General features: G+C 60.0%; 16 protein-coding genes and 4 tRNA genes. 14 read left to right on the top strand and 6 right to left on the bottom strand.

Features of this window, described 5'->3' with window-relative positions:
* Window positions 1-99 precede the first annotated feature (99 nt).
* The 7 genes from ACYZTS_RS22865 (at window position 100) to ACYZTS_RS22835 (ending at window position 4,879) form a co-directional block, all read left to right on the top strand.
* Window positions 100-660: a CvpA family protein gene (locus ACYZTS_RS22865; protein WP_461992241.1), complete on the top strand. Its 561-nt coding sequence runs from the start codon at window positions 100-102 to the stop codon at window positions 658-660.
* A 41-nt stretch (window positions 661-701) separates the two neighbouring features.
* On the top strand, window positions 702-2,207 hold the full coding sequence (purF, locus tag ACYZTS_RS22860) for an amidophosphoribosyltransferase (RefSeq protein WP_461992239.1): 1,506 nt from the start codon (window positions 702-704) through the stop codon (window positions 2,205-2,207).
* 73 nt (window positions 2,208-2,280) lie between these two features.
* Window positions 2,281-3,492, top strand: a complete 1,212-nt coding sequence (locus tag ACYZTS_RS22855) for an O-succinylhomoserine sulfhydrylase (protein WP_461992237.1) — start codon at window positions 2,281-2,283, stop codon at window positions 3,490-3,492.
* The gene (locus tag ACYZTS_RS22850; protein ID WP_461992236.1) at window positions 3,489-4,265 is read left to right on the top strand and encodes an SDR family oxidoreductase; all 777 of its coding nucleotides are present in this window, start codon (window positions 3,489-3,491) and stop codon (window positions 4,263-4,265) included. Before ACYZTS_RS22855 ends, ACYZTS_RS22850 begins: the two co-directional genes overlap by 4 nt.
* Window positions 4,266-4,492: 227 nt before the next feature.
* Window positions 4,493-4,568: transfer RNA gene (locus ACYZTS_RS22845), tRNA-Val, on the top strand.
* 54 nt (window positions 4,569-4,622) lie between these two features.
* Window positions 4,623-4,699: transfer RNA gene (locus ACYZTS_RS22840), tRNA-Asp, on the top strand.
* 103 nt (window positions 4,700-4,802) lie between these two features.
* A tRNA-Asp gene (locus tag ACYZTS_RS22835) sits at window positions 4,803-4,879 on the top strand.
* Between the two features lie 282 nt (window positions 4,880-5,161).
* On the opposite strand, the gene aldA is transcribed toward ACYZTS_RS22835, so the two are convergent.
* The 4 genes from aldA to ACYZTS_RS22815 are packed head-to-tail and all read right to left on the bottom strand — an operon-like array spanning window position 5,162 to window position 9,925.
* Window positions 5,162-6,595 (bottom strand): aldehyde dehydrogenase, encoded by a 1,434-nt coding sequence (aldA, locus tag ACYZTS_RS22830; RefSeq protein ID WP_461992234.1) that lies wholly within the window; start codon window positions 6,593-6,595, stop codon window positions 5,162-5,164.
* A 19-nt stretch (window positions 6,596-6,614) separates the two neighbouring features.
* Window positions 6,615-7,415: an aldolase/citrate lyase family protein gene (locus tag ACYZTS_RS22825; protein WP_461992232.1), complete on the bottom strand. Its 801-nt coding sequence runs from the start codon at window positions 7,413-7,415 to the stop codon at window positions 6,615-6,617.
* Window positions 7,416-7,427: 12 nt separating this feature from the next.
* Complete coding sequence (gene rhmD, locus ACYZTS_RS22820) at window positions 7,428-8,612, bottom strand: L-rhamnonate dehydratase (RefSeq protein ID WP_461992230.1); 1,185 nt, start codon at window positions 8,610-8,612, stop codon at window positions 7,428-7,430.
* A gap of 17 nt (window positions 8,613-8,629) precedes the next feature.
* Window positions 8,630-9,925 carry an MFS transporter gene (locus ACYZTS_RS22815; protein ID WP_461992229.1) on the bottom strand — a complete coding sequence of 432 codons (1,296 nt, stop codon included), beginning with the start codon at window positions 9,923-9,925 and terminating at the stop codon, window positions 8,630-8,632.
* Between the two features lie 126 nt (window positions 9,926-10,051).
* Here ACYZTS_RS22815 and ACYZTS_RS22810 point away from each other — a divergent pair, with 126 nt between their 5' ends.
* From ACYZTS_RS22810 to ACYZTS_RS22790, 5 genes are all read left to right on the top strand, one after another.
* Window positions 10,052-10,993 (top strand): LysR family transcriptional regulator, encoded by a 942-nt coding sequence (locus ACYZTS_RS22810; protein ID WP_461992227.1) that lies wholly within the window; start codon window positions 10,052-10,054, stop codon window positions 10,991-10,993.
* Window positions 10,994-11,177: 184 nt separating this feature from the next.
* Entirely contained in the window at window positions 11,178-14,009 is a 2,832-nt protein-coding gene (locus tag ACYZTS_RS22805) for a xanthine dehydrogenase family protein molybdopterin-binding subunit (RefSeq protein WP_461992225.1), read from the top strand.
* The gene (locus ACYZTS_RS22800; RefSeq protein WP_028624063.1) at window positions 14,002-14,541 is read left to right on the top strand and encodes a (2Fe-2S)-binding protein; all 540 of its coding nucleotides are present in this window, start codon (window positions 14,002-14,004) and stop codon (window positions 14,539-14,541) included. Before ACYZTS_RS22805 ends, ACYZTS_RS22800 begins: the two co-directional genes overlap by 8 nt.
* A gap of 2 nt (window positions 14,542-14,543) precedes the next feature.
* Window positions 14,544-15,779 carry a c-type cytochrome gene (locus tag ACYZTS_RS22795; RefSeq protein WP_461992222.1) on the top strand — a complete coding sequence of 412 codons (1,236 nt, stop codon included), beginning with the start codon at window positions 14,544-14,546 and terminating at the stop codon, window positions 15,777-15,779.
* A gap of 1 nt (window position 15,780) precedes the next feature.
* Window positions 15,781-16,752 carry an XdhC family protein gene (locus ACYZTS_RS22790; RefSeq protein WP_461992220.1) on the top strand — a complete coding sequence of 324 codons (972 nt, stop codon included), beginning with the start codon at window positions 15,781-15,783 and terminating at the stop codon, window positions 16,750-16,752.
* 208 nt (window positions 16,753-16,960) lie between these two features.
* On the opposite strand, the gene ACYZTS_RS22785 is transcribed toward ACYZTS_RS22790, so the two are convergent.
* On the bottom strand, window positions 16,961-18,244 hold the full coding sequence (locus tag ACYZTS_RS22785) for an NAD(P)/FAD-dependent oxidoreductase (protein ID WP_461992218.1): 1,284 nt from the start codon (window positions 18,242-18,244) through the stop codon (window positions 16,961-16,963).
* Window positions 18,245-18,427: 183 nt separating this feature from the next.
* On the opposite strand from ACYZTS_RS22785, the gene ACYZTS_RS22780 reads away from it, so the two are divergent.
* Window positions 18,428-18,504: transfer RNA gene (locus tag ACYZTS_RS22780), tRNA-Val, on the top strand.
* Window positions 18,505-18,694: 190 nt separating this feature from the next.
* Here ACYZTS_RS22780 and ACYZTS_RS22775 read toward each other — a convergent pair.
* The gene (locus tag ACYZTS_RS22775) at window positions 18,695-18,832 is read right to left on the bottom strand and encodes a hypothetical protein (RefSeq protein WP_177326983.1); all 138 of its coding nucleotides are present in this window, start codon (window positions 18,830-18,832) and stop codon (window positions 18,695-18,697) included.
* Between the two features lie 165 nt (window positions 18,833-18,997).
* On the opposite strand from ACYZTS_RS22775, the gene ACYZTS_RS22770 reads away from it, so the two are divergent.
* Complete coding sequence (locus ACYZTS_RS22770) at window positions 18,998-19,456, top strand: DUF2214 family protein (protein ID WP_028624053.1); 459 nt, start codon at window positions 18,998-19,000, stop codon at window positions 19,454-19,456.
* Window positions 19,457-19,479: the final 23 nt, after the last annotated feature.

The raw sequence follows: 19,479 nt of genomic DNA, 5'->3' as shown, positions 1-19,479 counted from the left end.
GAACTATCGCCCCGATTTGAAATGCACTGCTAATCGCAGCTTACCGATCAGCACCGGCTCTGCTAAAATGCGCCGCCTTATCTGTCTGTAGGCTGCACCGTGCCATTTACCTGGGTTGACTGGGCGATCGTTGCAATCATCGCCATCTCCGCATTGATCAGTCTGAGCCGCGGCTTCGTCAAAGAAGCATTATCGCTGGTGACCTGGATCATCGCAGGAGTCGTCGCCTGGATGTTCGGTGGTGCATTGTCCGAGCACCTCGCTGGCTATATCGAGACACCTTCAGCGCGCGTGATCGCGGGTTGCGCAATCATGTTTGTAGCCACGCTGATCGTTGGCGCAATGATCAATTATCTTATCGGCGAGTTGATACGTGTCACCGGGCTGTCCGGGACCGATCGATTCCTCGGCATGGCTTTCGGTGCCGCGCGTGGCGTGTTGCTGGTGGTCGTGGCGGTCGGGCTGTTGAGCCTGGGCCCGGTACAGCAGGATGAGTGGTGGCAGCAGTCACAGCTCGTGCCAAAATTTCTATTGGTCGCAGACTGGTCCAAAAACCTGATCCTTGGGTGGAGCAGTCAGTGGCTTGCCAGCGGTATCAGCGTACCCGCTGATATTCCGTTCAAGGAACAGCTCTTGCCGACGGCGAAAACGCCTCAGTGAGTGCTGTTCAGTTCAGATCCATAAAGTAGGGGTTGCGTCGCATGTGTGGCATCGTCGGTATCGTCGGTAAGTCGAACGTCAATCAGGCGCTGTATGACGCGCTAACCGTCCTCCAGCACCGCGGCCAGGACGCTGCCGGTATCGTGACCAGCCATGACGGCCGGTTATTCCTGCGCAAGGACAATGGTCTGGTGCGTGACGTGTTCCATCAGCGTCACATGCAGCGCCTGGTCGGTCACATGGGTATCGGCCATGTGCGTTACCCGACTGCGGGCAGCTCGACCTCGGCCGAAGCTCAACCGTTTTACGTCAACTCGCCTTACGGCATCACCCTGGCGCACAACGGTAACCTGACCAACGTTGAACAGCTGGCCAAGGAGATTTACGAATCTGACCTGCGCCACGTCAACACCAACTCCGACTCTGAAGTACTGCTGAACGTGTTTGCGCACGAACTGGCCCAGCGTGGCAAGTTGCAGCCGACTGAAGAAGACGTCTTCGCCGCCGTGACTGACGTGCACAACCGCTGCGTCGGTGGTTACGCCGTTGTAGCAATGATCACCGGTTACGGCATCGTCGGTTTCCGCGATCCGCACGGTATTCGTCCGATCGTCTTCGGTCAGCGTCATACCGACGAGGGCGTCGAGTACATGATCGCCTCCGAAAGCGTGTCCCTGGATGTACTCGGCTTCACGCTGATCCGCGATCTGGCGCCGGGCGAAGCGGTCTACATCACTGAAGACGGCAAGCTGCACACCCGTCAGTGTGCCAACAACCCATCCTTGACCCCGTGCATTTTCGAACACGTCTACCTGGCGCGTCCGGACTCGATCATCGACGGCGTATCGGTGTACAAGGCACGTCTGCGCATGGGTGAGAAACTCGCCGAGAAGATTCTGCGCGAGCGTCCGGACCACGACATCGACGTGGTCATCCCGATCCCGGACACCAGCCGCACCGCGGCCCTGGAGCTGGCGAATCATTTGGGTGTGAAGTTCCGCGAAGGCTTCGTCAAGAACCGCTACATCGGCCGTACCTTCATCATGCCGGGCCAGGCGGCACGGAAAAAATCCGTTCGGCAGAAACTCAACGCCATCGAGCTGGAGTTCCGCGGCAAGAACGTGATGCTGGTGGACGACTCGATCGTTCGCGGTACCACCTGCAAGCAAATCATCCAGATGGCCCGCGAAGCTGGCGCCAAGAACGTCTACTTCTGCTCCGCAGCGCCAGCCGTTCGCTATCCCAACGTGTACGGCATCGACATGCCGAGCGCGCACGAATTGATCGCGCACAACCGTTCTACGCAGGACGTCGCTGACCTGATCGGCGCCGACTGGCTCATCTATCAGGACCTGCCTGACTTGATCGAGGCGGTCGGTGGCGGCAAGATCAAGATCGACAAGTTCGATTGCGCGGTGTTCGACGGCCAGTACGTCACCGGCGACGTCGACGAGGCTTACCTGAACAAGATCGAGCAGGCCCGCAACGATGCCTCCAAGGTCAAGACGCAGGCAGTCAGCGCGATCATTGATCTGTATAACAACTGAGTAATTACCGGCCCTGAGGGGCCGGTTTTGTATCTGGCTTTTAATTGACGGGAATAGGGAAAGGAGTGACAGCATGAGTCAGGATTGGGATGCCGGTCGGCTGGACAGCGACCTCGAAGGCGTAGCGTTCGATACCCTGGCCGTACGCGCCGGTCAACACCGCACGCCGGAAGGCGAACACGGTGATCCAATGTTCTTCACCTCCAGCTACGTATTCCGTACCGCTGCCGATGCGGCCGCGCGCTTTGCCGGCGAAGTGCCGGGCAATGTTTACTCGCGATACACCAACCCGACCGTCCGCGCGTTCGAAGAGCGCATTGCCGCGCTGGAAAGTGCCGAGCAAGCTGTCGCCACCGCGACCGGCATGGCGGCGATCATGGCCGTGGTCATGAGCCTGTGCAGCGCGGGTGATCATGTGCTGGTGTCGCGCAGCGTATTCGGCTCGACCATCAGTCTGTTCGAAAAGTACTTCAAGCGCTTCGGCATCGAAGTCGATTACGTGCCTCTGGCTGACTTGTCCGGTTGGGACGCGGCGATCAAGGCCAACACCAAATTGTTGTTTGTCGAGTCGCCGTCCAATCCTCTGGCGGAACTCGTGGACATTGCCGAACTGGCGAAAATCACCCACGCCAAAGGCGCGATGCTGGTGGTCGACAACTGCTTCTGCACGCCTGCACTGCAGCAACCGCTGAAGATGGGCGCGGACATCGTCGTGCATTCGGCGACCAAGTTCATCGACGGTCAAGGCCGTTGCATGGGCGGTGTAGTGGCCGGTCGCAGCGAGCAGATGAAAGAAGTGGTTGGTTTCCTGCGTACTGCGGGGCCAACCTTGAGCCCGTTCAACGCCTGGATTTTCCTCAAGGGCCTCGAAACCCTGAGCCTGCGCATGAAGGCGCATTGCGCCAACGCACAGCAACTGGCCGAGTGGCTGGAGCAACAGGACGGCATTGAAAAAGTCCATTACGCCGGCCTCAAAAGCCATCCGCAGCACGAGCTGGCTCAACGTCAGCAGAAGGGCTTCGGCGCGGTCGTGAGTTTTGAAGTCAAGGGCGGCAAAGAGGGCGCCTGGCGCTTCATCGATGCGACCCGTCTGATTTCGATTACTGCCAACCTGGGTGACAGCAAGACCACCATCACCCACCCGAGCACCACTTCCCATGGTCGTCTCGCTCCGCAAGAGCGCGAAGCGGCGGGCATTCGTGCCAGCCTGATTCGCGTTGCGGTCGGTCTGGAAGACGTGGCAGATCTGCAAGCCGATCTGGCGCGCGGGTTGGCGGCCTTGTGATCGAGTTGTCGACGCCGACGACGGGCACCCACGGCCGCGTTGCGCTGGTCACCGGGGCAGCGCGCGGGATTGGTCTGGGGATCGCAGCCTGGTTGATCAGCGAGGGCTGGCAGGTGGTGCTGACCGACCTCGACCGAGAGCGCGGTTCGAAAGTGGCGAAGGTGCTGGGTGACAATGCCTGGTTCATCGCCATGGATGTGTCCAACGAAGGTCAGGTTGCGTTGGGCGTTGCCGAAGTGCTGGGACAGTTCGGTCGGCTGGATGCGCTGGTGTGCAACGCGGCGGTGGCCGATCCGCACAACATCACGCTGGAAAGTCTTGATCTGTCGTACTGGAACCGGGTGCTGGCGGTAAACCTCGGCGGGCCGATGCTGTTGGCCAAGCACTGTGCGCCGTATCTGCGCGCGCACAGCGGCGCCATCGTTAACCTGGCATCGACCCGCGCCGGGCAGTCGGAGCCCGACAGCGAGGCCTATGCGGCGAGCAAGGGCGGTCTGCTGGCCCTGACCCATGCGCTGGCCATCAGTCTCGGTCCGGAGATTCGTGTCAATGCCGTCAGTCCGGGGTGGATCGATGCGCGTGATCCTTCTGCACGGCGTGCCGAGCCGTTGAGCGATGCTGACCATGCGCAGCATCCGGCGGGCAGGGTGGGGACGGTCGAAGACGTCGCAGCGATGGTCGCGTGGTTGCTGTCCAGAAATGCCGGATTCGTCACGGGGCAGGAGTTCGTGGTGGATGGCGGCATGACCAAGAAGATGATTTACAGCGAGTAATTCGCGCCTCAAGTATGGATGTTGAATGTACTGCCGCCTTCGCGAGCGAGCCCGCTCCCACAAGGGAATGCATTTCAAATGTGGGGGCGGGCTTGCTCGCGAAGGCAGTCTTACGGCAGCAACCTCCACGAGGATTGACACCGTTTTGTCTTTTTCAGAAAAACTTCAATCCTGCTATTGACTTAGCTTCGGTAGGTGCGTAAATTTCGCGGCCTCAGAGAAGCAAAGGGTGATTAGCTCAGCTGGGAGAGCGTCTGCCTTACAAGCAGAATGTCGGCGGTTCGATCCCGTCATCACCCACCATTTTTTGAGACTCTTGCGCAAGCAAGAGGGAAGCTGAAAAGCCTCCACCGACGCGCAGCGGTAGTTCAGTCGGTTAGAATACCGGCCTGTCACGCCGGGGGTCGCGGGTTCGAGTCCCGTCCGCTGCGCCATATTTTCCGAGTCAGATTTTCTGATTCGAGATTAAAAGCCTGAGATGAAAATCCCTGAGCTTTTAATCAGACGAGTTACTTGGACGAAAGTCCAAAGCGATACGCAGCGGTAGTTCAGTCGGTTAGAATACCGGCCTGTCACGCCGGGGGTCGCGGGTTCGAGTCCCGTCCGCTGCGCCATATCTGCTTCAAGGCCCACTGAACGCCTTTAAGCTACGAAGAACAACCTCTGGTTATCTTCGAGTCGATAGCAAAGACCCTGGTCGAAAGACCGGGGTTTTTTGTGTCTGAAATTTGGCTTTCGTGTTTGTCTATTTACCCAGCGCGCACTTTCCAGCCAATCCCTGCATAAAGTTCCCACAGGATCTCTGTCGATCACAAAACCTGTAGGAGCCAGCCTGCTGGCGATATGGCCATCAAAGTCTACAAATCCGATGGTTTCATCAGCGCACCGCCTGTGGCTCAACCCTGCAGATAAACCGCATGGGTATGCGTGTACTCATACAGTCCATGCTTGCCATCCGCGCCGCCGATCCCGGATTTGCGCACGCCGGCATGGAAGCCCTGCATCGCTTCGAAGTTTTCCCGGTTGACGTAAGTCTCGCCAAAATCCAGCTCGCGCATCGCCTGCATGGTTTTGCTGAGGTTGCGGGTGTAGATCGACGACGTCAGGCCATAGTCGCAATCGTTGGCCATGGCGATGGCCTCATTGAGATCGTCAACGATCTGGATCGGCAACACCGGACCGAAAATTTCCTCGCGCATAATCTCCATGTCGGCACTGCAACCCGCCAGCACGGTGGGTTGAAAATGAAAGCCATTCGGTAGATCGGCAATCTGCCCGCCGCTGATCAGACTCGCACCTTGGCTTAACGCGGTGCGCACCTTGCGGTCGACGCTGTCCAGGCCCTGACGGTTGATCAGCGGGCCCATCTCCACGTCCGCCTGCGCAATCGGATCGCCGTAGCGGGTGGCGCTCATTGCCGCGGCAATGCGCTCGATGAACTGATCAGCCACCTTGCGTTCGACGTACACACGCTCCGCGCAATTGCACACCTGGCCGCTGTTGATGATCCGCGAATCGCGAATGGCCTTCACCGCCAGATCGAGATCGGCATCCGCCAGCACAATCGCCGGCGCCTTGCCGCCCAATTCGAGGTTGAGCTTGGTGATGTTCGGCGCGGCAGCGGCCATGATTCGAGAGCCGGTATCGACGCTACCGGTGAAGCTGATCATGTCGACGCCTTTATGCGCACTCAACGCTGCGCCGACTCGACCATCGCCGCACACCACATTGAACACGCCGGGCGGCAGATCGGTTTCGGCGACCAGGCGGGCGAACTCGAAACAATTGTTTGGTGTTTCTTCGCTGGGTTTGATCACGATGGTGTTGCCGGTCAGCAACGCCGGAGCCATCTTGCGCGCGATGAGGAAGAACGGAAAATTCCACGGAAGAATCCCGGCTACCACGCCGAGCGGTTTGCGGAACAGAAAGATGTTTTCGTTCTGGCGATCGCTGGTGATGATTTCGCCTTCGATGCGCCGCGCCCACTCCGCCATGTAGTCGAGATAATCAGCCGTGAAGTTGACTTCGACTTCCGCCAGCGCGCTGATCTTTCCCTGCTCCAGGGTGATGGTGCGCGCCAGATGGCCGACGTTTTCACGTAGCTTGGCGGCGATCCGGCGCAAGTGCCCGGCACGTTCGATAGCCGGTTTGCGCGACCAGTTTTTTTGCGCAGCGCGCGCGGCGGTGAGCGCGCGGTCAACGTCTTCAGCGGTTGAGGCCGGCACCTTCGACAGCACAGCGCCGGTAGCCGGATTGATCACCTCAATGTGGGCAGCGCTGGCGACAAACTGGCCATTGATGAAATTCTGGTAAACAGGCACGGATGACATGTGGCGACTCCTGAACAGATCAATAGGTACGGGACGGTGCCTGGGCGTGGTCCGGCGTGCGATAGCGGGCGAGGGTGGCCGTGGCGCTCTGACGCAGCAGGCTGATGTCGATGGCCACCGCGATGAACTGGCAGCCCCAACTCTGATAGCGGCGCGCGTCTTCTTCATTCGGCGCCAGGATCCCGCAAGCCTTGCCAGCCGCGAGGGTGGCCTGCACCGCGTGTTGAATGCGTTCCTGAACTTCCGGATGACCGGGATTGCCGGCGTGGCCGAGTCCGATGGACAGGTCCGCCGGGCCGATGAACACCGCGTCTACCCCTTCAACGCCGGCGATGGCTTCGACGTTGTCCACGCCGGTACGCGATTCCACCTGCACGATCAGGCACAACTGCTCATGCGCGGTGCTCAGGTAATCGGGCACGCCATCCCACCGTGTAGCGCGGGTCAAGCCGCCGCCGACGCCGCGAATGCCGTGCGGCGGATAGCGCATGGCGCGGACCAGTGCGGCGGCTTGCTCGGCGGTTTCGACCATCGGAATCATCAATGTCTGCGCACCGATATCCAGCAGTTGCTTGATCAGGTTGGCGTCGCCGTTCACAGCGCGTACCACCGGCGCCGTGGCGTAGGGCGCCACGGCCTGCAACTGTGCGAGCACGCCCGGTACTGTATTCGGCGCATGTTCACCGTCGATCAGCATCCAGTCGTAACCGGTCGTGGCGACAATTTCGGCGGCGTAGCCGGTGGCGAAACCGGCCCAGATACCGTACTGCGCGGCGCTGTCGGTCAGCGCTGCTTTAAATGCGTTGTGGGGCATGTTCATGACGGTTCCTTATCAGCGGTTGTATGGCCGATGCAGTTGGCATTCCGGGTTGAGAATTACGCCGAAGCCGGGCTGATCGAGGGCCGACAGGCGCATGCGACCGTTGACCGGCACCGGCTCGCCGAGTAATTGCGGGTGGAACATCGGCACCACTTCGTCAGCCTTCGGCGCCATCATCAAGAATTCGGCGAAGGGGCTGTTATGCCGCGTCGCCACAAAGTGATAGCTGTACACCGAAGAACCATGGGGGATGACCAGCGCGTTGTGTGCGTCGGCGAGGGCGGAAATCTTCACCAGTTCGGTGATCCCGCCACACCAGCCGACGTCAGGCTGAATGATGTCGCAGCAACCCATTTCCAGCAGCATGCGGAAACCCCAGCGGGTCGCTTCGTGTTCGCCGGTGGTCACCAGCATGCCTTTTGGCACGTTGTTGCGCAGCGCCGCGTAACCCCAGTAATCGTCAGGCGGCAGCGCTTCCTCGATCCACTTCAAACCGTATTCATGGGCGCCGACCGCCAGTCGGGTCGCGTAGTTGAGGTCCAGGCTCATCCAGCAATCGAGCATCAGCCAGAAGTCCGGGCCGACGCGTTCGCGCATGGTCGCCAGTTCTTCGAGGTTCTTGCGCAGGCCTTCTTCGCCTTCGGCCGGGCCATGGTGCAACGGCATCTTGCCGCCGATGAAGCCCATTTTCTGTGCCAGATCCGGACGGGCACCGGTGGCATAAAACTGCAATTCATCGCGCACCGCTCCGCCGAGCAGCTGATGGACGGGCTCCTGGCGGATCTTGCCGAGCAGGTCCCACAGCGCCAGATCGACCCCGGAGATGGTGTTGATGACGATGCCCTTGCGCCCGTAATACAGGGTCGACTGGTACATCTGGTCCCAGATCTTTTCGATGTCGGTCACTCGCGCGCCTTCCAGAAAACGCGCCAGGTGCTTCTCGACGATGTAAGCCGCCGGCTCGCCGCCGGTGGTCACGGCAAAACCGACCGTGCCATCGCTGGCTTCAATTTCGACCACCAGCGTGCCGAGCACGTTGATACCGAAAGTGCGGCGGCTCTGCCGATACTCGGGGTATTTGCTCATCGGCGTGGCGATGTGATCGTCGATCCAGTGGCCGTCCGCCTGATCGTGATAATCCGCGCCGCCACCGCGCAGGGTGAACGCACGCACGTGTTTAATTGTTGGAATGCCCATGGTGTGACTCCTCAGGTTTAAACGGTGGCCGGTTTGTTCGAAGCTTTTTGCCCGGGGGCGCGAACACCCAGGACCAGCAACGCGGCCATGACAGTGGTGGACGCCAGCACATAGAGACCGGCGGCCGGGGATTGGAAGGCGCCTTCAGCCCAGTTCTTCAGCACGGGGGCGATGAACCCGCCGAGGGCGCCGAACGAGTTGATCAGGGCGATGCCGGCTGCGGCGGCGCTGCCCGCGAGGTAACTGGACGGGAACGTCCAGAACACCGGTTGCACGGCGATGAACCCGGAGGCAGCGAAGCACAGGGCGATGATGCCGAGGAACGGACTGCTGAAGGTCACCGAGCAGGCGATACCGGCGGCCGACATCAGCAAGGTCAGGCAGGCGGTGCGGCGGCGTTCGCCGGTGCGGTCGCTGTACGCCGGGATGAAGTAAGCGGCGACGATTGCGCAGATCCATGGAATGGCCGTGACCAGGCCAACCATCAACCCGACTTTGGTGCCGAGCAAGCCGCCGACCTGAGTCGGCAGGTAGAAAACCACGCCGTACACACTGGCCTGGATCAGCAGATAGATCAGGCACAAATAGAGCACTGACGGTTGGCACAGCACGTTGAGCAAACTGCGGCCGTGGTTCTGTTTATGGCTGTCTTCCTGATCGAGCAGCGTCTGGATCTGCACGCGCTCTTCGGCGGTCAGCCATTTGGCATCCGATGGGCGATTGTCCAGGTACCAATAAGCCCAGATGCCCACGGCGGTGGCCATCAAACCTTCGACTGCAAACAGCCACTGCCAGCCGTGGAAACCGGCGAAGCCATCCATTTCCAGGAGCAGGCCGGACAGCGGGCTGCCGAAGATGAATGCCAGCGGCGCGCCGAAGTAGAAGAACCCCATGGCCTTGCCGCGCACGGCGTTGGGAAACCAGTAGGTGAGGTAGAGGATCACGCCGGGGAAGAATCCGGCTTCGGCCACACCCAGCAAAAAACGCAGCAGGTAAAAGGTGGTTTCGTTGTGGGCGAAGACCATGGCTGCAGAGACCAGGCCCCAGGTGACCATGATGCGGCACATCCACAAACGGGCGCCGACGCGGTGCAGGATCAGGTTGCTCGGCACTTCGAGCAACGCGTAGCCGACGAAGAACACCCCGGCGCCAAAGGCGAAAGCGGCGTCGCTGATCCCGGTGTCGGCTTGAAAGGCTTGCTTGGCGAACCCGACGTTGGCGCGGTCGAGAAAGGCCATGATGTACATCAACAGCAGGAAGGGCAGGAGCCGCCAGGAAATTTTGGCGAGCAGAGGCGCGGGTAGAGTCTTCATCGCAGTTTTCCTTTGGGAGGGCATTTGTTCTTATGGGGAAGACTGTACGGCGGTGAATCGATGCGTTACAAATCGAATCTAGCTAACAACTGATACCTTCACGGTATCGATGAAAAAGAGCTCGCCATGACCACTCCAGCCATTTCCCGCAGCTTGCTCAATCGCCTGCGCTACAAGCATCTGCACATGCTCGTCGCGCTTAGTACCAGTCAAAACCTGCACCGCGCCTCGCAAAGCCTGAACATGTCACAACCGGCGGCAACGCGCATGCTGCATGAAATCGAAGACATGTTCGGTTGCGATCTTTTCGAACGTCTGCCTCGCGGGATGCGCCCGACGGCGTTGGGCAGTGAGCTGATTCGTTTTGCCGAGTCGGCCATCAGTGGCCTCGACCGTTGTGCTGAAGACCTGATCGCGCGGCAGCAGGGTGGCTACGGTTATCTGTCGATCGGCACCATCATGGGCGCTGCGCCCGACCTGGTCATGGACTCGATTGCCGAGATCAAATCACTCAATCCGCAACTGCGCATTCGCATCATGGGTGACACCAGCGACCAGGTTATCCAGCTGCTGGAACAGGGCCGTATCGACCTGGCCATCGCACGGCGCAACGCCGCCACCGACAGTGAGCATTACCTGTTCGAGCAGTTGGGCAACGAGCGGCTGTTGGTGGTGGTGCACGCCGGCCATCCATTGGTGAAGCGCAAAAAACTCGATCTGGCGGAACTGGTCAGTGGCTGGCCATGGATTCTGCAACCGGAAACCAGTCCGGCGCGGATTGGTCTGGATCAGGCCTTGCAACGCCAGGCCTTGCCGACGCCGGCTGACATCATCGAATGCAGCTCTGTTTATTCGATGCAGCAACTGATTCAACTGACCGACGCGATCATGGTGCTCTCGGAAACTGCACTGCGCGACTACCTGAAGATGGGCTTGGTCGTCGCGTTACCGGTGGAGCTGGACGTGCAATTGGCGCCTTTCGGTTTGCTCTTGCGCAAAGGTGAACACATCAGTCGCGAACTGGGTTTGTTCATCGATTTACTGCGCCGCAAGGCGGCAATTTTCTGATTCATCGGTCAGATATACGTAACCAGTTGTTTTCTAATTTCATATAAATCTATAAAGTTAACCTTTCGGTCAGCTTTGCACTGTCAAATCAGCCCTTTGCTTCGTCAAAAAGGGCTTCTGCACGACTCGAGATTCCCAGAATACAAACACAAGGGCGGATCCATAACCGCCCAGAGGATGATCCATGTCCAACCGTGATATATCCCGGCGCTCGTTCCTTCAGGGCGGGCTGGTAGCGGGTGTGAGCGTGACGCTCACGCCGCTCAGCAGTCAGGCGCTGGCGGCCTTGATGGAAAACAGCGTGACGGTGCCGTCCGAGCAATGGCTCGGCAACAACGGCAAGGCGCGCGCACGTAACGATGCCTTGTCGAAAGTCTGCGGCAGCAAAGTGTTTGCCCGCGACATCCGCGCCAAGGACATGCCCGGCTGGCCGCAGCAGCAGGGTCACGCCATGCTGCTGAAAATCACCAAGGCTGATCGCATCTACGCGGGCTACGACTTGACGTGGCTCGGCGCCGATTTGCAGCCGGACCGTATCGTCACCGCCGCCGACCTGGACAAGGACGGCATTGTTTTCCCGGAGGAGCACGCGCCAGATCCGCTGCTGCCGGAAGGCAAGGTGCCGATGTTCATCGGTCATCCGGTGGCGATCCTGATCTGGAACGATTTCGAACGCTTCCGTCAGGCCAAGGCCAAACTCAAATTCAATGACAAAGCCATCCGCTACGGTGCGCAGGTGCCTTTCTACGAAGGCGATCCGTACGGCAGTTTCCGCTACGTGCGCGTCGGCGGCGCGACCTCGGCGGACGAAGATGAATTCGCCAGCCTCAAGGACTCGATCCTCTTTCCGATGCTGCGCAACCGCCGACCGGTGTGGGATTCCCAGCCGAACCTGCACGGCAACCTGACCGAGCGCGGGCTGTTCTACGCCGACCGGATGAAGCAGCAGATCGAGACGCCGCCGGACAACTGGCTGGTGTTCGACGAGCGCTACAAAACGCCGTCGATCGAACCCGCCGCGCTGGAGCCGGACAACGGCAACGGCTGGTACGACCCGGCCACGAAAACCCTGCATTTCGTGGTCGCCACCCAGTGTCCGCTGGAAACCGCTACTGACACCGCGAAGATGATCGCGCCGTCGCGTTTCGGCCTGGCCAACCTCAATTTGCACCCGGGTTATACGGTCGGCTACGGCTCCAAGGACCACAACATTTTCGTTTACTACGCTGCGCTTGCCGCGTTGTATGGCGCCGGTGTGCCGGTGCGACTGGCCAACGATCGCTACGAGCAATTCCAGAGCGGCATCAAGCGTCACCCGTTCGACATTCGCTATCAACTGGCGGTCGACAAGACCGATCACAGCTTTAAGATTTTCCGCGCCGAGATGAGTGTCGACGGTGGCGGACGCATTAACTACAGCCCATCGGTGGCGGCGGTTGGCGCGACCGCGGCGCAGTCGATCTACTACATGCCGCAGAACGACTTGCAGGTCACCGCCTACCATTCCCGCGCTGTTGAAGCCGGATCGATGCGCGGCTACGGCACCCTGCAAAGCATGGCGTCGACGGAAATGATGGTCGACGAAATTGCCGATCGCCTCGGTGTCGACGCGATTGACCTGCGTAGAAAAAACGCTCTGCGCTCGGGCATGAAAAACACCCAGGGTGCAATCCCGGCCGGTGCCTTGCGTCTGCATGAAATTCTCGACAAGGCTGCGGTTCACGAGGTCTGGAAAAACCGCGCCGCGATCAAAAAACAGCGCGAGGCAAAAGACCCGGATAACTGGTACGGCGTAGGCTTCGCGATCTGTCAGAAAGACTTCGGCACCGGTTCCGAAGCGCCGATGGCCAGCGTCGAATTCAACGCTGAAGGGCGCATCCACTTGCGCCATATCGGCATTGAAATCGGCACCGGCATGTCCACCTCGCAAGCACTGGTCGTCGCCGACTTCCTCGGTAACCCGGCGCACGAGGTGAAGACCGGCGAGACTGAATGGCACGAGTTGCAGATCATCACCGGCGGCAACCCGTACACCATGAGCCAGGCCGAGCAGGACAACTGGCTGCGCAATCCGCGCTGGGTCGGCAAGATTGCGTCGGCTTCGTCAGCGACCAACTCCGCTTATTACTTTAGCCACGCCACCCGTGAAGCGGCCCGCGTGCTGTTCAACCACGGCCTGTGGCCGGCGGCGTTGCAGATCTGGGGCCAGGGTCCCTATGGCGGCCAGGCCAACCCTTATGTGGTTCGCCGCGAAGACGCGCATTGGGTCGACGGCAAACTCACCGCCAACGGCATGCAGCCGCTGACATTTGCAGAACTGGCCAAACATGCCCACGAAAAAGGCCTGGTGACTGGCGCGACCGTGCATGGTTTCAACCGCTGGAGCTGGGCCGAGTCCGAGTTCAGCATTGATGGCGTGCGCGAACGTTTGCCGCTCGATGGCCTGGCGGTCAAGTACGGCGACGGCGCGCCGAGTGTGAAAAAAGCGCAGATGAACAGCGCCGGTTTCCATCTGCTCGACCGTCAGAACACGCATTACCCGGACACCCAGCTGAACAACGCGGCCGTGACTTATTACAGCCCGGTCGCGACGCTGGTGGAAGTGAAAGTGAACAAAGGTTCACACGAAGTGGAGGTGCTCAACCATCACTCGTGGGTCGAGTGCGGGCGGGTGCTGGTTGAAGAGTTGGTCAGAGGTCAACTCGAAGGCGGCATTGCCATGGGCATCGGCCACGCGCTGATGGAAGACATGCCGCTTTACGAGGGCGGGCCGGGGGAGGGTGACTGGAACTTCAACCGCTATCGCTTGCCGATGGCGCGGCACGTTGCGGTGTGGAAACAGACCGCGGAAATCCTGCCGCCGCTGTCGCCGAGCGACCCGTCCAAAGGCATTGCCGAAGTGGTGATGATCCCGGTGGTCGGCGCGATCGGCAACGCCGTGGCGCACGCCATCGGTAAACGTGTTCGCGACCTGCCTCTCACTTCTGCCCGCATCAAGGAGGCCCTCAATGGCTAACCGTCCGCTTCAACTGACCCTTAACGGTCAATCCGTCGGCCCGGTGGACATCCCTGATGACCTGCCGATGATCGACTATCTGCACGAGTACAAAAACCTCACCGGCTCGCGTCTCGGCTGCGGTCAGGGCATCTGCCATGCCTGCGTGGTGATCGTCGACAACCCGGACGGCACCAGCGAAGAAGTGCGCACCTGCATCACCGGTGCGCATTACTTCGAGGGCAAGAAAGTGCGCACCATCGAAGGACACGCGACTCGCGATGAGCAAGGTCAGGTCACCGGACTGAACCCGATCCAGCAGCGTTTCGTCGATGAGTTCGCGTTTCAGTGCAGCTACTGCGCGCCCGGTTTCGTGAATGCCGCCACGGTGTTGGTGGAGAAGCTGCAGCGTCAGCCGATCGTTAAAAGCCAGCTGGAAAAAGTCATTGAAGACAGCCTCGGTCACCATATCTGCCGCTGTACCGGCTACGTCCGCTACTACAGCGCCACGCGCAACGTGCTGACTGATCTCGGCCTGGTCAAGGAGGGTTAAGCATGAAGCATTTACTTTCCCGCCTGGCGTTGGCGGTCGGTCTGGCTGCGCCGGCGTTGATGGCGCAAGCAGAGGATCAGGTTGCGCGTGGCGAATACCTCGCGCGCGCTGCCGATTGCGTGGCCTGCCACACGGCACCGGGCGGCGCGCCGTACGCGGGCGGTCTGCCGATCATTTCGCCGTTCGGCACGATCTACGGCACCAACATCACCCCGAGCAAGCAGCACGGCATCGGCCTTTACAGCGATGAGGAGTTCTTCGCCGCACTCACCAAAGGCAAACGTCGTGATGGCGCGAACCTGTATCCGGCGATGCCTTACACCTCGTATCACCTGATGCCTCGGGCGGATTCAGATGCGATTCACGCGTACCTGAGAACGTACGAGCCGATCGAGCGTCCGGCGCCGGTGACCAGCCTGAGTTTCCCGTTCAACGTGCGGCTCGGCCTGACCGGCTGGAACATGCTCTACGGCAAGGACATGAAGCTGGCGCCCACCGAGGGTAAAAGTGAAGCGTTCAAGCGCGGTCAGTACATGGTTGATGTGCTCGGCCACTGCGGCGAATGCCACACGCCACGTGGCTTGCCGGGTGCCATGCAACTGGACAAACGCATGACGGGCGGTGTGCTCAATGGTTATCTGGCACCGAGTTTGCTCGCCGATGATCTGGCGGCCCGCGGCTGGAATCATCAGGACCTGAGTTCGTTCCTCAAGCACGGCATGAGCGCGCAGGGGACGATGTTCAACGAGATGTTCCCGGTGTTCCACAACAGCACCCAGCGCCTCAGCGATCCGGATCTTGCGGCGATGGCGACGTTCCTCCTTGGCGATCAACCGCCGGCCGCCAAACTTGTCGCCGACGTGCCACTGGATCAATTGGCTGCCAGCGCCAAACGTGGCCGTCAGGATTACCTGAACGTCTGCGCCGGTTGCCACGCTCCAGAAGGCGAGGGCAAGCCGCACATCGCTGTGGCGATGCGCGGCAATACCACGTTGCGCCTGGAAGACCCGCGTAATTTGCTGAGGGTGATCGAGGACGGGATCGGCGAGCAGCAATTTGTCGGGTTCGAACGCATGCAGCCGATGCCGGGGTTTGCCGACAAGCTGAGTGACGAGCAACTGACTGATCTGTTGAATTACCTGCGTCAGGGTTGGGGCGGGCAATCGGCTGAACTTGCGGTCAGTGACGTGCAGAAGCTGCAAGCGGACGCACCGCCCGCCGAGCACAAGGCGCACTGACATGCAGCATCTCGATCTGCAAGTGATACGCCGGGCGCTGCAATGGTCTACGGCCGGTCAGCGCATCTGGCTGTGCACGGTGCTCGCCACCTATGGCTCGGCGCCGCGTGCGCCAGGCTCATTGCTGGCGGTGACCGCTGACGGGCAATGGATCGGCTCGCTCTCCGGTGGCTGCGTTGAGGAGGATTTCCTCGAGCGTGTCGCCGAAGGGGCGTTTACCGAGGCGATCAGCGTCGTTCGTTATGGCGAAGGCGATGACTCGCGCTCACGCGTGACGCTGCCCTGCGGCGGCGTACTCGATGTGCTGGTGGAGAAACTGGAAGCTGACTGCGATGTGCAGGCGCACTTGCGCGAGCTGGAGTCGGCGTTGCTCGGTCAACGTCGATTGATCCGCGAGATTGATCTGGCCAACGGTGCGCGCAGCCTGTTCACGGATCGCGAGCAGGGCGCGCGTATCGAGCGTGAGATTGACCGGGTTCGGGTGCGCATTGGCGCTGCGCAACGGCTGCTGCTGGCCGGGTATTCCAGCGTCGCTCAGGCGTGTGCGGAATTTGCGGTCGGCTTGGGTTTCGAGGTGATTCTGTGTGATCCGCGCGACGAAGTGCTCGATGGCGTGGTGCTGGAAAATGTCGAGATTCGTCGGCAGTTGCCTTCGGTGTTCATCGCCGACGGCGGTTGTCACAGCGATACGGCGGTGGTGGCGCTGACTCATGATCCGCGCATTGATGACCTGGCGATGATGGAGGCGGTGCGCACTGATGCGTTTTATATCGGCGTGATGGGCTCAATGCAGACCTCACAGAAACGCTTCGAGCGGCTGCGACGGATTGGCGGTTTGGGCGAGGCGCAACTGGCGCGGATTCATGCGCCGATCGGGCTGAACCTGGGCAGCAAAACCCCGGTGGAAATCGCGCTGGCGGTGCTGGCTGATATCGTGCGAATCCGCAGCGGTATTCCGCGGGATCGACTCTGAAGTTTTGCAATGATCCCTGTTGAAGCCATACACAGATTCGAGGGTCGACACAGGACCCGCGGGAGCAAGGCTTGCCCGCGAAGGCGTCGGTTCATTCAGCATCTTATTGATTGACACTCCGCCTTCGCGAGCAAGCTTTGCTCCCACAACGCTCTCCCGTTCGCCATAAAAAAGGGCCGCATCAAGCGGCCTTGTTTCTATCCAGCCCTCAAAACCCCAGCCTGTCCCGCAACCCGTAATACCAGGCGCCCAGTGCCGCAAATGGCGTGCGCAACATCTGCCCTCCCGGGAACGGGTAATGAGGCAGGTCAGCAAACGCATCAAAACGCTCAGCCTGCCCACGCAACGCTTCCGCCAGCACTTTGCCGGCCAGGTGCGTATACGTCACGCCGTGACCGCTGCAGCCTTGGGAATAATAAATGTTGTCGCCCAGCCGTCCGACCTGCGGAAGGCGCGACAGAGTCAGCAGAAAATTTCCGGTCCATGCGTAGTCGATTTTCACGTCCTTGAGCTGCGGGAACGCCTTGAGCATTTTCGGCCGGATGATCGCTTCGATGTTCGCTGGATCCCGCGCGCCGTAGACGACGCCACCGCCGAATACCAAGCGTTTGTCACCCGTCAGACGGTAATAGTCGAGCAGGTAGTTGCAGTCTTCAACACAGTAATCCTGCGGCAACAGACTCTTTGCCAAAGCATCGCCCAGCGGCTCGGTGGTGATCACCTGAGTGCCGCAAGGCATCGACTTCGCGGCCAGTTCCGGCACTAGATTGCCGAGGTAGGCGTTGCCCGCGACGATGATGAACTTGGCGCTGACCTTACCCTGCGGCGTATGCACCACCGGATTCGCGCCGCGCTCGATACGCACCGCCGGTGACTGCTCATAAATGGTGCCACCCAGCGACTCCACGGCAGCCGCTTCGCCCAGTGCCAGGTTCAACGGGTGGATGTGACCGCCACTCATGTCGAGCAGGCCGCCCACGTAATGATCGCAGCTCACCACTTCACGGATGCGCTGCTGATCCATCAGCTCCAGCTGCGTATGACCGAAGCGTTCCCACAAACGCTTCTGGGATTCGAGATGGCCCATCTGGCTGGCAGTGATCGCAGCAAACACGCCGCCGTCTTTCAGGTCGCACTGGATATTATATTTGGCGACGCGCTCGCGAATGATGCGGCCGCCCTCGAACGCCATCTGGCCCAGCAGTTGAGCCTGCGTTGGGCCGACCGTCCGCTCGATGACGTCAATGTCGCGGCTATAACTGTTAACGATCTGACCGCCGTTGCGGCCCGAGGCCCCGAAACCCACTTTCGCGGCTTCCAGCACGGTCACCTTGAAACCGTTTTCCAGCAGAAACAGGGCAGAAGACAGCCCTGTGTAACCGGCGCCAATCACGCAGACATCCGTCTCGATATCACCCTGCAACGCCGGACGCGGCGGCACTGCATTGGCCGATGCCGCGTAATAGGACTCTGGGTAGGAAATGTTCGCCATCCGGCAGCCTCTGTTTAATATATTTTACGAGTGCGTCGATCCTACCCGAGTTAAAAATCGACCGCCAGCTGGCGGAAAATCTTCGTCGCAACGGCGAAATTAAATATTTTGCATATTCATAGGGTTAGCTCAAAAAAAGGTGTTGACACCCCTTCGGAATTCCGTAGAATGCCGCCTCACAGCAGGCACGTAGCTCAGTTGGTTAGAGCACCACCTTGACATGGTGGGGGTCGTTGGTTCGAGTCCAATCGCGCCTACCAAACAAAATCCGCTCTGCTGGGCGGTCTAGAAAGGCTCACCGAAAGGTGGGCCTTTTTTGTTGTCTGCGATTTACTGGCGCCCGAAATCTGCGGGTGGATAACTTGCACACTCGATACTGTGCGGGCACTTGCGAACGAGCGAAAAGGGCGCCGACGGCAGGCGCATTCAGCGCTGCCGTCGGCAGATCAATCATTCCGCCAGAATGCAAACCCAGCGATGATCGTGTCGGTAAGGTGCTCGGGTGAAGTTCACGTCCGAGACCAGGGTCAGGCCGCACTGCTGAAGCGCTTCGGTCAGTTGCACGAGTGTCTCTGCTTCGATTGTCATTGCTGTTACCTCGCCAGATTACTGCGTTCATAATTCTTGACCGGCAGGACAACGGGCAAATTCATTTTTTTAGTGTCGCTCTCTACTTGAGCGGGCGGGCGAACAGTGCATTCATGGACTACTACTTTCAGGCTCACCCAACGATGATCTGATGGGAGTCTCTCGATGTATGTTCATTGGTCTCTCGCCGCGATTCACCTCTTGGCATTAGCGCTCGGCTTTTGGGCGGTGCTGACGCGTGGCGCAGCGTTTCGGCGTCTCGCCACCGGGGTGGGCGAGGCTCGCAGCGTGTTGGGCGCGGATAATCTGTGGGGGATTTCAGCGCTGTTGCTGCTGGTCACAGGTGGGATGCGGGCTTTTGCCGGGTACGAAAAGGGCGCCGACTACTACCTTCATCAACCGCTGTTTCATCTGAAGATGACGCTGTTAGTCCTCATCCTCCTGTTGGAAATCGCACCGATGGCGACGCTGATCAAATGGCGGATCGCGCTGGGGCGAGGCGCGCCTATCGATACCGTTCGTGCGAAGGTGTTCGCGCGGATCTGCCACGTTCAGGCGCTACTGATGATGTTGATGATTGTGGCGGCGACAGGTATGGCGAGGGGAGTGGCGTTTGTTCAATGACGCGGTCCTACGCAAGCTTCGCC

The sequence above is a fragment of the Pseudomonas sp. TMB3-21 genome (assembly GCF_054898145.1).
The sequence above is the reverse complement of the archived record's forward strand: the minus strand, read 5'-3'. Positions and strand labels throughout refer to the sequence as shown.

Coding starts and splice junctions, on each gene's coding strand:
- ACYZTS_RS22825 (WP_461992232.1), bottom strand. CDS start 7,415: ATGAACATGCCCCACAACGCATTTAAAGCAGCGCTGACCGACAGCGCC.
- ACYZTS_RS22805 (WP_461992225.1), top strand. CDS start 11,178: ATGTCCAACCGTGATATATCCCGGCGCTCGTTCCTTCAGGGCGGGCTG.
- aldA (WP_461992234.1), bottom strand. CDS start 6,595: ATGTCATCCGTGCCTGTTTACCAGAATTTCATCAATGGCCAGTTTGTC.
- ACYZTS_RS22775 (WP_177326983.1), bottom strand. CDS start 18,832: ATGACAATCGAAGCAGAGACACTCGTGCAACTGACCGAAGCGCTTCAG.
- ACYZTS_RS22810 (WP_461992227.1), top strand. CDS start 10,052: ATGACCACTCCAGCCATTTCCCGCAGCTTGCTCAATCGCCTGCGCTAC.
- ACYZTS_RS22785 (WP_461992218.1), bottom strand. CDS start 18,244: ATGGCGAACATTTCCTACCCAGAGTCCTATTACGCGGCATCGGCCAAT.
- rhmD (WP_461992230.1), bottom strand. CDS start 8,612: ATGGGCATTCCAACAATTAAACACGTGCGTGCGTTCACCCTGCGCGGT.
- ACYZTS_RS22815 (WP_461992229.1), bottom strand. CDS start 9,925: ATGAAGACTCTACCCGCGCCTCTGCTCGCCAAAATTTCCTGGCGGCTC.
- ACYZTS_RS22790 (WP_461992220.1), top strand. CDS start 15,781: ATGCAGCATCTCGATCTGCAAGTGATACGCCGGGCGCTGCAATGGTCT.
- ACYZTS_RS22855 (WP_461992237.1), top strand. CDS start 2,281: ATGAGTCAGGATTGGGATGCCGGTCGGCTGGACAGCGACCTCGAAGGC.
- ACYZTS_RS22770 (WP_028624053.1), top strand. CDS start 18,998: ATGTATGTTCATTGGTCTCTCGCCGCGATTCACCTCTTGGCATTAGCG.
- ACYZTS_RS22795 (WP_461992222.1), top strand. CDS start 14,544: ATGAAGCATTTACTTTCCCGCCTGGCGTTGGCGGTCGGTCTGGCTGCG.
- purF (WP_461992239.1), top strand. CDS start 702: ATGTGTGGCATCGTCGGTATCGTCGGTAAGTCGAACGTCAATCAGGCG.
- ACYZTS_RS22800 (WP_028624063.1), top strand. CDS start 14,002: ATGGCTAACCGTCCGCTTCAACTGACCCTTAACGGTCAATCCGTCGGC.